Below are 11,369 nucleotides of genomic sequence, written 5' to 3'. Positions count from 1 at the left end.
GATCTGTGGTGTTGGAAAACCGAGAGCCGGAAGCATTTCCTGGCCTAGACTCTTTAATTATGACTTACCTCTGTGAAAGGCACTAAAAAACATGGCAAACCAAGCAACCGGCCTGACCCGTATTATTAAAGCCGCCGGCTACTCTTATAAAGGCTTTTCCGCTGCCTGGCAGCATGAAGCTGCATTCCGCCAAGAACTGGTGGCGACCGTGCTGGCTATCATACTGGCGATTTGGCTGGACGTGGGTGCGATAGCACGCATTTTACTGATCGGATCGGTGCTGCTGGTGATGATCGTCGAGATGCTCAACAGCGCGATTGAGGCGATTGTCGATCGGGTGGGTACTGAACATCATGAGCTTTCGGGCCGGTCGAAAGATATGGGGTCGGCGGCAGTTTCACTGGCAATTATTTTGGCACTGTTTGTCTGGGGCTCGGTACTCTGGCAGCACTTTGCCTGAGTGGGGTGGCCCTGTTGCGACATGGGTCGCTAATCCCTGATTTTTATTCATTCTTCGGTTCCCAAGCCGCACTTACCTGTATATACTCACAGCAAGACTGTATAAACAAACAGGGGGCGGAATGAAAGCACTAACTACCAGACAGCAAGAGGTCTATGATCTGATTCGCGATCATATTTCGTCCACTGGCATGCCGCCAACGCGCGCCGAAATCGCCATGCGTCTGGGGTTCCGCTCGCCAAATGCTGCAGAAGAACACCTGAAAGCATTGGCGCGTAAAGGCGTCATCGAGATCGTCTCTGGTGCGTCGCGCGGCATTCGTTTGCTGATGGAAGATGAAGAAGGTTTACCGCTGATTGGCCGCGTGGCCGCTGGTGAGCCGCTGTTGGCGCAACAGCATATCGAAGGGCACTACAAAGTGGATCCTTCCTTATTCAAACCGAGTGCAGATTTCTTGCTGCGGGTTAACGGTATGTCGATGCGTGATATCGGTATTCTCGACGGCGACCTGCTGGCGGTACATAAAACTCAGGACGTACGTAACGGCCAGGTCGTTGTGGCGCGTATTGAAGACGAAGTCACAGTTAAGCGTCTGAAAAAACACGGCAATGTCGTTGAACTGCTGCCAGAAAACAGTGAGTTCCAACCGATTGTGGTTGATCTGCGCCAGCAGAATTTCACCATTGAAGGTCTGGCGGTCGGTGTGATCCGCAATGGCGACTGGGTTTAATCCCCACGCCCGAACATCGTTCTCTGATTTAAATCGCCCCAGCTCTGGGGCGATGTCATTTCTGACTGATTAAAACCGCACTGCCACGGGAACATTTCACTATGCGCCTGATTTCTGCTTTTACCAGCGATACCGATAAAGCCTTGTGGCGTCTTGCGCTACCGATGATCTTTTCCAATATCACTGTGCCACTGCTTGGGTTGGTCGACACAGCGGTCATTGGCCACCTGGATAGTCCGATTTACTTGGGGGGCGTGGCGGTTGGCGCGATGGCCACCAGCTTCCTGTTTATGCTGCTGCTGTTCTTGCGCATGAGTACCACCGGGTTGACGGCACAGGCGTTGGGCGCACAAAACCCGCAGGGATTGGCACGCGCCTTTATGCAACCGCTGTTGCTGGCGGTATTGGCCGGTGTCGCTATCGTGTTGCTACGCCATCCGTTGATCAATACGGCACTGCATATTGTCGGCGGCGATAACGCGGTGCTTGAGCAGGCACGGTTGTTTCTTGAAATCCGTTGGCTGAGCGCGCCAGCGGCATTGGCAAATATGGTGATCTTGGGCTGGTTGCTTGGCGTGCAATACGTGCGGGCGCCGGTCGTTCTGCTGATTGTCGGTAATCTATTAAATATCGTACTGGATATCTGGCTGGTGATGGGGCTGGGGTGGAATGTTCAGGGGGCGGCGACAGCGACGGCTTTGTCTGAATATGCCACGCTGCTGCTGGGGCTATGGCTGTCCTGGCGTGTAATGCGCATACGCGGTATTTCGGTACCCATGTTGCGCCATGCCTGGCGCGGAAACCTCCGGCGTCTGCTCGCGCTGAACCGCGATATTATGTTGCGCTCACTGTTGCTGCAGCTGTGCTTGGCATCGTTGACTATCTTCGGTGCCAGACTTGGCGGTGACGTAGTGGCAGTCAATGCGGTACTGATGAATTTACTGACCTTTACCGCTTATGCGCTTGATGGTTTTGCCTACGCGGTAGAAGCGCACTCTGGTCATGCCTATGGCGCACGCGATGATAGCCAATTGCGCAAGGTGTGGCGGGCTGCTTGCCGACAGGCCTGTTTGGTGGCGCTGGCCTTTGGTGTGGTTTATGCGTTTGCCGGGCAGCAAATCATTGCGGCATTGACCTCGCTGCCAGAACTGCGCGCGATGGCGAGAGACTATCTGCCTTGGCAGGTGGTGCTCCCGCTGGTAGGGGTGTGGTGCTATTTACTGGATGGCATGTTCATTGGTGCAACTCGCGGCGCAGAAATGCGTAACAGCATGGCCGTAGCGGCTGCGGGCTACGGCTTGACGCTGTTAAGCGTGCCTGTCTTGGGCAACCATGGATTATGGTTGGCGCTGGCGGTCTTTCTTGCGCTGCGTGGCATCGCGCTTGGATGGATTTGGCACCGTCACAGGCTGCGCGGCAGCTGGTTTTCAACCGCGCAATGATGTGATTTTCTCACTAAAACATAAAATTCATTTATGTTTTAATTTGTATTTTGTTACATATTATCGCCTGCGAATAATGTCGCATAGGAAGTTGTTTGTTGGCGTTTTTTTCTTATTTTTGATTTAAAAATGGATTTTAATTCTGGTTTTTATTTGTTTGTCGCTATCTGCTTCTATAATTAATCATGTGGCTGGCGAAGTGAACGGGGATTCTCCTCGGCCAGCAGGATCTGAAACTGATTCACCACAGGTTAACGGAGATACTATGAACAAAGATCAAGCCGACGGTAACTGGAAGCAGTTTAAAGGGAAAGTGAAGGAAAAATGGGGCAAGCTGACCGATGACGATCTGACGGTCATCGAAGGGAAACGCGAACAGCTTGTCGGTAAAATCCAAGAGCGTTATGGCTACCAGAAAGAGGCGGCCGAAAAAGAAGTGAAGTCTTGGGAAGATCACAACAAATATCGCTGGTAGAGCGATAGGCAGCAGCAGATTGCGGCCAGAAGCTTGGTGTCTCCCCCCTTGACGCCAAGTCTGCAGACACAGGGAGGTGCCTGCTAACCCCGCTTATTTCTTCTTGATAGCAATGCTATGGTCATGTTCGCCGCAATCATGCTTGCTGTCGCAAGCTTCTACTTCAACGCAGGCGACGCACAGACCGTGTGCTTCCACTACGCTATGACGCAGGACAAAACCCGACTCTTTAGCCAGTTTTTGCAGCGTATCTTCGATCCCTTCAGTCGTGCGTTCTGTCACCTGACCGCAGCGATCACAAATAAACAGCGCGGAAGTATGCATCGGTTGTTCAAAGTGATGACACAGCACGTAGCTGTTGGCTGACTCGACCCGGTGAATGAAGCCTTGTTCCAACAGGAAGTCCAGCGCACGGTAAACCGTTGGCGGTTTGGCTTGGGGTTCAGCGACGCGCAGCAGATCGAGCAGGTCATAAGCGCTGATGGCACCGGGCTGTTGTGCCATCAGGCGTAACACTTCCAGCCGCTGCGGTGTCAGTCGCACATTGCGTTGCTGACAGAGTTGTTCAGCCTGCGCCAGCAGTTTTTCCTGGGTGCTTGAGTTCATGGCAAATTTCCCGGTACGTAAAAAAGCCGATTTTACCATGGTTCAGCCAAATCGCCGAGAGTCGGCCCCTTTTCCTCTGAGATGGCGCATTAATCGTTCGGTTGGCCACTGGCACTTAACCCGAAATGTGATGCTATTCACAATTTGTCTCAGCGGTTGGCGGGAAGAACACCGGTGTCAGGGAGATAAGGCACGTTGTAAGCGGGCTGCCAATGCGGTCATTTCACCCGTTGGATTATGGCCAATCAGCATAAAAGCGTGGCTGCTATCAGACCAATAGACTACGTTCATTCCTTGGCGGCGTTCGTTTTCGGCGGGTTGTCGTTTGCCCGTTTGCTGGATAATGCATAGCGCCAGTGCACCATACTGCGCATCTAGCCAGGTCAATTGAGCTATGCGTCGATCGTCGTAAGCCAGTACGCGGGCGTTTTTCAGTTCAGCACCGTTTAACACCAACTGTTTTGCCGGGAGGGTAATGCCCAGTCGATCGCCGGTTTGCTGTAATTGAACGGCAATTTGCGTTGCTGATTCATTAACATCAACATCGGCCAGCGTTTCCGGCGTATACAGCGCCATATATTGGGCGACTAAGCTGCGCCAATTGTCCTCCGGCTGGCTTAACTGTATATAGACGCGATCGCCTGCAATCCCGAGAGCCAAGAAACTAACGGCGGCGGCAATGAGTCCACGACGACTGACGCCCGGCTGTGGCGTCATTGCGGTGAGTGGCCATGCGCCCCTTAATCGTTGTACTGGTGCTTCATCAAGTAAAGGGGCGAATGCTTGTTTAAAAGGCAGACTGCTGCGTTCCAGCAATGACAAACGCTCGGCTAATGCCGGTTCGCCAGCCAGGCGTTGCTCCAGCTGTTGGCGTTGTTGTGGGTCTAACTGATTGTCCAAATAGGCGACCAGCAGTTCATCCGCAGCATAGGTTGAGCTCATGATTGTTCTCCTTTTGCCTGCGGCGAGCGGGTTTGCAGCACGCTATCGTTCGCCAACCTCAGTCGCGCAGCGGCCAAACGGCTCATTATGGTGCCAACAGGTACACCTAACACCTCGGCTGCTTCACGGTAGGAAAGCTCCTCCACGTATACCAGGAAAAGTGTATTACGCTGTGCTTCGGGCAGTTGATTAACGCGCTGCATCACCTCGTTGGCCCATATGGGCTCCTCTCCATTTTCTGCACTGGCCAGTTCGTCGACATCGACAAAACCCTGTCCCTGGCGGATATGTTGAGCGCGGATCTCGTTAAGCCAGATGGAATGAAGGATTGCAAATAACCAGCGGTCCATACGCGTTCCCTCAGCAAACTGTGCGGCGCGCTCAAGGGCACGCACACAAGTGGCTTGCACCAAGTCATCGGCAATATCCCGTCGGTGGGAAAGCACCAGGCCATAGCGCCACAGACGGGAAAGGTACTGGCCGATTTCGTTGCGAATCGCATCTCTGCTGATGTGCGCCTCCAGGCTCTGTTACATCATGATTCTGGGTGATGATCGATGGCGGCTGCCAGATCTTTGTACTCTTCACAGCCGGTGCCGCACAGTGATTGAATCACCTTCAACTGCTCTTTTGCCAAGTCCTGGCGGCCCTTCACCATATAAGCTTCGCCCAAGTATTCGCGGACTTTTGGGTAGTTAGGATCGAGCGCCACTGATTTTAAATAGTAGCTGATCCCTTCATCAGTGCGGCCAAGCTTGCGGGTGGCATAGCCTCGGTAATTCAGCGCCACGGCGGTGTTGGGATCCTTCAGGGTGTTAAGTACATCGAGTGCTTCTTGATAGCGACCGCTTTTTGCCAGTGCATAAGCGTAGTTTGCTCGATCGTTGTCGTTGATCATGCTGCTTTTATCCACCATGCACGTCTTGGTTTTTGTATCGTATATCTGACCTTTCGGGCAGGTTGGCGTGGTCTGGCCGCTGCCATCTCCCCCCATCGCTAATGCTGCACCGGAAATCAACAGAGAACTGGCAATGACGGGTAGCAACAGGCGTTTGACGAAATTGTTCATGGTTGTTTCCTCATTGGGAGAGGGTGCTGAGCTGCACCCTTGCAGAGAGAACACCTAAAAGCGCCCGTTTATTCGTTTTTTTCTGATTATTTTTTAATCTATAGGTGCGGCAGTTTTCCCAATACCACCGATTGTCGGTATAATAGCCGTTTGCGGCAGTACGCCGTTTGTTGAATCCCAGACAGAATCAGGTAGCCAGTAGCCCAGCATGACGACAGACAATAACGCCTCAAAATACGCCGCCAATCGTTTCTCCATCGCGCCAATGCTCGACTGGACCGATCGTCATTGCCGTTACTTTCACCGCCTGTTGACCAAGGAAACGCTGCTGTACACCGAGATGGTGACTACCGGGGCGATTATCCACGGTAAGGGTGACTATCTGGCTTATAGCGAAGAGGAACATCCAGTTGCACTGCAACTCGGCGGAAGCGATCCGGCTGCGTTAGCGCACTGTGCCAAACTGGCTGAGCAGCGCGGTTATGACGAGATCAACCTCAATGTCGGTTGCCCATCCGATCGCGTTCAGAATGGCATGTTCGGGGCCTGCCTGATGGGGCAGGCAACGTTGGTTGCTGATTGCATTAAGGCGATGCGCGACGTGGTGTCGATCCCCGTGACGGTGAAAACCCGTATTGGCATCGACGACCAGGACAGTTACGAATTTTTGTGTGATTTTATCGACACCGTTGCCGGGCGTGGCGAGTGCGATATGTTCACGATTCATGCGCGTAAAGCCTGGCTCTCAGGTCTGAGCCCGAAAGAGAACCGTGAGGTACCGCCATTGGATTATCCACGTGTGTACCAGTTAAAACGTGATTTCCCAACGCTGACCTTGGCCATTAACGGTGGGGTAAAAACGCTGGAAGAGGCGAAACAGCACCTGCTGCATCTGGATGGCGTAATGATGGGGCGCGAAGCCTATCAGAATCCGGGTATTTTGGCGCGGGTTGACAGTGAACTGTTTGGCAAGAAGACAGACGTTATGGACAGTATAGCGATTATCGAGTCGCTGTATCCGTACATCGAACGCGAGCTGTCGAATGGCACTTATTTGGGTCACATTACCCGCCATATTCTAGGTTTGTTCCAGGGAGTTCCGGGAGCACGTCAGTGGCGCCGGCACCTGAGCGAAAATGCACATAAGCCAGGGGCCGATGCGCGTGTGGTTGAGCAGGCGCTGAATTTAGTGCGTTTGCCGCGTACCGAGATGGCGGAATCGGTATAAAATTTGACTAAAAGTTAGTTTTTTTGACCAGGCATGTTGCGCGCTGTGACATGCCTTTTTTTTAATTTCAATCACTTAGTTCCGTCGTGTTTCTGGCATGCTTTTTGTAATAACTCAGCAGATACCTCGTTTTGCGAAGGAGCAAAATCATGCTGGAACTCTTCTTTCTTATCGGTTTTGTCGTCATGCTGATGGTGACCGGGATTTCGCTGTTGGGCGTGTTCGCCGCGTTACTGGTGGCAGCGGCATTTATGTTGATTGGCGGTCTGTTTGCGATGGTGATTAAGCTGTTGCCGTGGCTGATTCTGGCTGTTGTGGGTGTGTGGATATACCGTTCGATGCAGAAACCACAAATCCGGCGTTATTGATTTTTTGTCGAATAATCAGTCGGTCACGCTGAAATATACGCAACAGACTTGCTCTGAATGCGGCAGCGATCACAGCTTGGCGCTTTAAATGCTAATGCGCCGCATTAGCCATGTTTTTTGCGTTTCCGGGCTGTTAGGATGTTTGTCGATGCAGCGATGCGACCTATTTCATCACCGCAAGAGGCAGTAATACCAAATATGCGTGTTGCTCAAGCAACCCCTGTCTCTGGCGGACTCTGCTCTACCCCTACAAACGCAGTAATAAAAAGGGCTCCTTACGGAGCCCTTTTTATTTGTCATAACGATCCAGTAGGCGATCTCAACGCTCAGGAATCAGCAGGCTTGAACCGCTGGTGTTGCGGCTTTCCAGTACCTGATGCGCGCGCTGTGCGTCGGCCAATGCAAACTTCTGTTCTTCTTTAACGTCGACCTTGATGGCTCCGCTGCCGATCAGTGAGAACAGTTCATTACTGGCAAACTGCAGTTCAGCACGATTGGTAATGTAGCCGTTAAGGGAAGGGCGGGTGACATACAGCGAACCTTTTTGGTTAAGCAGCGCCAAATCGACACCGGTAACCGGGCCGGAGGCATTGCCGAAACTGACCATCAACCCACGTCGCTTCAGACTATTGAGCGAGCTCTGCCAGGTACTTTGCCCAACAGAGTCATACACCACACCGACTTTCTCCCCCTGCGTCAGTTCAGCCACGCGCTGGGCGATGTCTTCCTTATGGTAATTGATGGTTGCCCACGCACCGGCACGTTTTGCCAGCTCGGCTTTGTCGTCGGAACCTACGCTGCCAATCAATTTTGCCCCAAGCGCTTTGGCCCATTGGCAGGCAATCAACCCGACGCCACCTGCGGCGGCATGGAACAGGAATATTTCACCTGGCTGTACTTCATGAGTTTGTCGCAAGAGATAGTGTACCGTCAGCCCTTTAAGGAAAGAGGCTGCGCCTTGCTCAAAGCTCAGGTTGTGCGGCAATATCGCCACTTTTTCAACCGCAACGTTGTGCACTTCACTATAGGCACCGAGTGACGACTGAGCGTAAACCACCCGGTCACCGGGCTTCAGTGCGGTGACACCCGCACCGACCTTAATGACGACGCCGGCGGCTTCGGTACCCAATCCACTGGGCAGGGTGGCCGGTGGGTACAGCCCACTACGCACGTAGGTGTCGATATAGTTGATGCCGATCGCTTTGTTTTCGACCTGCACTTCACCGGCGGTTGGGTCTACGGGTGTAAAATCAACGTATTGCAACACTTCTGGGCCGCCGGTGGCGGAGAATTGAATGCGCTTTGCCATTTCATTACCTCGTGTGGGTGTCTAATTTCACCCTACGCGTTTTAGTATCGGTGATCCAGTTTGCCCTTGCGCAGATTGATACCTTTTTTGCATCGGTTATGCCGCAGGAATCACAGATAAAAATCACGTATACTCTCGCGTCAGGATTCTCCATTCGCAACCGGATAAAGAATACGCTTCATGGCAGGAAAAAAACCAACCAACAAAACAAACGCGGACGAAGCCAGAGATCGTCCACGAGATCGCCAGATGGAAGGGCTGAAGATGCCGCCACATTCGCTGGAGGCGGAACAGTCCGTGTTGGGCGGTTTGATGCTGGATAACGAACGCTGGGACAACGTGGCGGAACGCGTTGTTGCCAACGACTTCTTCAGCCGCCCGCACCGTCTGATCTTTACCGAGATGCAGCGCCTGCTGGAAATGAGCCGGCCGATCGATCTGATCACGCTGTCCGAGTCACTGGAACAGCGGGGCGAGCTGGATTCTGTCGGTGGCTTCGCCTATTTGGCAGAGCTATCGAAAAATACCCCAAGTGCTGCCAACATTGGCGCTTATGCAGATATCGTACGCGAACGTGCGGTAGTGCGTGAGATGATCTCGGTGGCTAATGAGATTGCTGACGCCGGTTATGATCCGCAAGGGCGCAGCAGTGAAGACTTGCTCGATCTGGCTGAATCACGTGTATTCCAAATTGCGGAAAATCGCGCCAGCAAAGATGAAGGCCCGAAAGGTATCGAACGCATCCTGGAGGATACGGTTGCACGCATTGAGCAGTTGTATCAGCAGCCGCATGATGGCGTTACCGGGGTGGATACCGGCTATCAGGATCTCAATAAGAAAACCGCAGGTTTGCAAAAGTCGGATCTGATCATCGTTGCCGCTCGTCCTTCGATGGGTAAAACCACCTTCGCCATGAACTTGTGCGAACACGCTGCGATGACGCAGGAAAAACCGGTACTGATCTTCAGCCTTGAAATGCCAGGCAACCAGATCATGATGCGTATGCTGGCGTCGCTGTCGCGCGTTGACCAAACACGTATCCGTACCGGCCAGCTTGATGACGAGGACTGGGCGCGTATTTCCAGCACCATGGGCATTTTGCTGGAGAAGCGCAATATGTACATTGATGACTCCTCCGGCCTGACGCCAACCGAAGTACGTTCCCGTGCGCGTCGTATTTTCCGTGAGCATGATGGCCTTAGCCTGATCATGATTGACTACCTGCAGTTGATGCGTGTGCCCTCTTTGTCCGACAACCGTACGCTGGAGATTGCTGAAATCTCCCGTTCACTGAAAGCGTTGGCGAAAGAGCTGCAGGTGCCTGTGGTGGCGCTGTCGCAGTTGAACCGAAGCCTGGAGCAGCGTGCCGACAAACGTCCGGTCAACTCCGACCTGCGTGAGTCTGGCTCCATCGAGCAGGATGCCGACCTGATTATGTTCATCTACCGTGATGAGGTTTATCACGAGAACAGCGATCTGAAAGGGATTGCCGAAATTATTTTAGGTAAGCAACGTAACGGCCCAATCGGTTCCGTGCGCCTGACCTTTAACGGCCAGTGGTCGCGTTTCGATAACTACGCGGGGCCACAATATGATGACGAATAATCAGCTAAGGAACTGAAATGAAAGCGGCAACCGCTGTAATCGACCGCCGCGCTCTGCGACATAATCTGCAACAGGTGCGCCGCCAGGCGCCACAAAGCCGCCTGATTGCCGTTGTGAAAGCAAACGCTTATGGACATGGCCTGCTGGAAACAGCGCACACCCTGCAAGATGCCGACTGCTATGGCGTGGCACGCATTGGCGAAGCGCTGATGCTGCGTTCTGGTGGCATCGTCAAACCCATCCTGATGTTGGAAGGCTTCTTCTCCGCCGAAGATCTGCCGGTGTTAGTGGCCAATAACATTGAAACTGCCGTGCATAGTATTGAACAGCTTGAAGCACTGGAGCAGGCCACGCTGTCACGTCCGGTGCCGGTGTGGATGAAGTTGGACACCGGCATGCATCGCCTGGGCGTACGCCCGGAGCAGGCTGAGGCCTTCTATCAGCGTTTGAGTGCCTGCCGTAACGTCGTACAGCCGGTCAATATCATGAGTCACTTCAGCCGCGCCGATGAACCTGAATCCGACACGACGCTGAAGCAAATGCAGTGTTTTGAGAACTTTGCCCGTGGCAAGCCGGGCCAGCGTTCGATCGCTGCCTCTGGTGGTACTCTGCTGTGGCCGGATGCACACAATGAATGGGTTCGTCCGGGTATTATCCTATACGGTGTTTCGCCGATGGAAGGTTCTAATGGCTGTCAGTTCGATCTGCAACCAGCCATGACGCTGAAATCGAACCTGATTGCGGTACGTGAGCACAAGGCCGGTGAATCTGTAGGTTACGGCGGCACCTGGGTGAGTGAAGGGGATACCCGCTTGGGCGTGGTGGCGATGGGCTATGGCGACGGCTATCCGCGCAGTGCACCTTCCGGCACCCCTGTGTGGCTCAACGGTCGTGAAGTCCCCATAGTCGGTCGCGTGTCGATGGACATGATGTCGGTCGATCTGGGGCCTGATGCGACGGATAAGGTTGGCGATGAAGTGGTGTTGTGGGGGAAAGCGTTGCCCGTTGAACGCATTGCAGCCTGCACCGGCATCAGCGCTTATGAACTGATTACCAAGCTGACACAGCGTGTAGCGATGGAATATATCGGCGAATAGCTTCTCGTGGGGCCAGCAACCATGTGCTGGCCCTGATC

The 11,369-nt window shown here is 53.3% G+C and carries 13 protein-coding genes; 8 read left to right on the top strand and 5 right to left on the bottom strand.

Features of this window, described 5'->3' with window-relative positions:
* Nucleotides 1–91: 91 nt before the first annotated feature.
* The 4 genes from SGBXF1_RS21840 to SGBXF1_RS21825 all read left to right on the top strand — a co-directional run bounded on the left by SGBXF1_RS21840 (nt 92) and on the right by SGBXF1_RS21825 (nt 3,107).
* Nucleotides 92–460: a diacylglycerol kinase gene (locus SGBXF1_RS21840; RefSeq protein WP_061807784.1), complete on the top strand. Its 369-nt coding sequence runs from the start codon at nt 92–94 to the stop codon at nt 458–460.
* A 121-nt stretch (nt 461–581) separates the two neighbouring features.
* Nucleotides 582–1,190: a transcriptional repressor LexA gene (gene lexA, locus SGBXF1_RS21835; RefSeq protein ID WP_037416119.1), complete on the top strand. Its 609-nt coding sequence runs from the start codon at nt 582–584 to the stop codon at nt 1,188–1,190.
* 101 nt (nt 1,191–1,291) lie between these two features.
* Nucleotides 1,292–2,632 (top strand): MATE family efflux transporter DinF, encoded by a 1,341-nt coding sequence (gene dinF, locus SGBXF1_RS21830; RefSeq protein WP_186427539.1) that lies wholly within the window; start codon nt 1,292–1,294, stop codon nt 2,630–2,632.
* Nucleotides 2,633–2,897: 265 nt separating this feature from the next.
* Nucleotides 2,898–3,107 (top strand): CsbD family protein, encoded by a 210-nt coding sequence (locus SGBXF1_RS21825; protein ID WP_017894203.1) that lies wholly within the window; start codon nt 2,898–2,900, stop codon nt 3,105–3,107.
* A 93-nt stretch (nt 3,108–3,200) separates the two neighbouring features.
* Here SGBXF1_RS21825 and zur read toward each other — a convergent pair whose 3' ends face one another.
* The 4 genes from zur to SGBXF1_RS21805 all read right to left on the bottom strand — a co-directional run bounded on the left by zur (nt 3,201) and on the right by SGBXF1_RS21805 (nt 5,724).
* On the bottom strand, nt 3,201–3,713 hold the full coding sequence (gene zur, locus SGBXF1_RS21820; protein WP_037416859.1) for a zinc uptake transcriptional repressor Zur: 513 nt from the start codon (nt 3,711–3,713) through the stop codon (nt 3,201–3,203).
* 177 nt (nt 3,714–3,890) lie between these two features.
* Nucleotides 3,891–4,655 (bottom strand): anti-sigma factor family protein, encoded by a 765-nt coding sequence (locus tag SGBXF1_RS21815; protein ID WP_186427538.1) that lies wholly within the window; start codon nt 4,653–4,655, stop codon nt 3,891–3,893.
* Nucleotides 4,652–5,101 carry an RNA polymerase sigma factor gene (locus SGBXF1_RS21810; protein ID WP_235189114.1) on the bottom strand — a complete coding sequence of 150 codons (450 nt, stop codon included), beginning with the start codon at nt 5,099–5,101 and terminating at the stop codon, nt 4,652–4,654. The genes SGBXF1_RS21815 and SGBXF1_RS21810 overlap by 4 nt, the downstream gene beginning before the upstream one ends.
* A gap of 89 nt (nt 5,102–5,190) precedes the next feature.
* Nucleotides 5,191–5,724: a tetratricopeptide repeat protein gene (locus tag SGBXF1_RS21805; protein WP_037416128.1), complete on the bottom strand. Its 534-nt coding sequence runs from the start codon at nt 5,722–5,724 to the stop codon at nt 5,191–5,193.
* A gap of 208 nt (nt 5,725–5,932) precedes the next feature.
* Here SGBXF1_RS21805 and dusA point away from each other — a divergent pair, with 208 nt between their 5' ends.
* Complete coding sequence (gene dusA / locus SGBXF1_RS21800) at nt 5,933–6,952, top strand: tRNA dihydrouridine(20/20a) synthase DusA (protein ID WP_037416131.1); 1,020 nt, start codon at nt 5,933–5,935, stop codon at nt 6,950–6,952.
* 149 nt (nt 6,953–7,101) lie between these two features.
* Complete coding sequence (gene pspG, locus SGBXF1_RS21795; protein ID WP_037416133.1) at nt 7,102–7,320, top strand: envelope stress response protein PspG; 219 nt, start codon at nt 7,102–7,104, stop codon at nt 7,318–7,320.
* Nucleotides 7,321–7,639: 319 nt separating this feature from the next.
* Here the strand turns inward: pspG and SGBXF1_RS21790 are convergent, their stop codons facing one another.
* Nucleotides 7,640–8,629, bottom strand: coding sequence for a quinone oxidoreductase (locus tag SGBXF1_RS21790; RefSeq protein ID WP_186427537.1), 990 nt, complete (start codon nt 8,627–8,629; stop codon nt 7,640–7,642).
* A gap of 180 nt (nt 8,630–8,809) precedes the next feature.
* Between SGBXF1_RS21790 and dnaB the strand changes: the two genes are divergently transcribed.
* A complete protein-coding gene (gene dnaB / locus SGBXF1_RS21785) occupies nt 8,810–10,234 on the top strand; it encodes a replicative DNA helicase (RefSeq protein WP_061807792.1) in 1,425 nt (474 codons plus the stop codon).
* A 17-nt stretch (nt 10,235–10,251) separates the two neighbouring features.
* Nucleotides 10,252–11,331 (top strand): alanine racemase, encoded by a 1,080-nt coding sequence (alr, locus tag SGBXF1_RS21780; protein WP_037416139.1) that lies wholly within the window; start codon nt 10,252–10,254, stop codon nt 11,329–11,331.
* Nucleotides 11,332–11,369: the final 38 nt, after the last annotated feature.

Origin of the sequence: Serratia grimesii (assembly GCF_900186025.1) — a bacterium.
Classification (GTDB): domain Bacteria; phylum Pseudomonadota; class Gammaproteobacteria; order Enterobacterales; family Enterobacteriaceae; genus Serratia; species Serratia grimesii.
This window is presented reverse-complemented; position numbering and strand designations above follow the sequence as displayed.

Bases quoted from the DNA above. Each gene is read 5' to 3' on its own strand.
- SGBXF1_RS21790 (WP_186427537.1), bottom strand. From the start codon at position 8,629: ATGGCAAAGCGCATTCAATTCTCCGCCACCGGCGGCCCAGAAGTGTTG.
- dusA (WP_037416131.1), top strand. From the start codon at position 5,933: ATGACGACAGACAATAACGCCTCAAAATACGCCGCCAATCGTTTCTCC.
- alr (WP_037416139.1), top strand. From the start codon at position 10,252: ATGAAAGCGGCAACCGCTGTAATCGACCGCCGCGCTCTGCGACATAAT.
- SGBXF1_RS21825 (WP_017894203.1), top strand. From the start codon at position 2,898: ATGAACAAAGATCAAGCCGACGGTAACTGGAAGCAGTTTAAAGGGAAA.
- dinF (WP_186427539.1), top strand. From the start codon at position 1,292: ATGCGCCTGATTTCTGCTTTTACCAGCGATACCGATAAAGCCTTGTGG.
- pspG (WP_037416133.1), top strand. From the start codon at position 7,102: ATGCTGGAACTCTTCTTTCTTATCGGTTTTGTCGTCATGCTGATGGTG.
- SGBXF1_RS21840 (WP_061807784.1), top strand. From the start codon at position 92: ATGGCAAACCAAGCAACCGGCCTGACCCGTATTATTAAAGCCGCCGGC.
- SGBXF1_RS21815 (WP_186427538.1), bottom strand. From the start codon at position 4,655: ATGAGCTCAACCTATGCTGCGGATGAACTGCTGGTCGCCTATTTGGAC.
- lexA (WP_037416119.1), top strand. From the start codon at position 582: ATGAAAGCACTAACTACCAGACAGCAAGAGGTCTATGATCTGATTCGC.
- zur (WP_037416859.1), bottom strand. From the start codon at position 3,713: ATGAACTCAAGCACCCAGGAAAAACTGCTGGCGCAGGCTGAACAACTC.
- dnaB (WP_061807792.1), top strand. From the start codon at position 8,810: ATGGCAGGAAAAAAACCAACCAACAAAACAAACGCGGACGAAGCCAGA.
- SGBXF1_RS21805 (WP_037416128.1), bottom strand. From the start codon at position 5,724: ATGAACAATTTCGTCAAACGCCTGTTGCTACCCGTCATTGCCAGTTCT.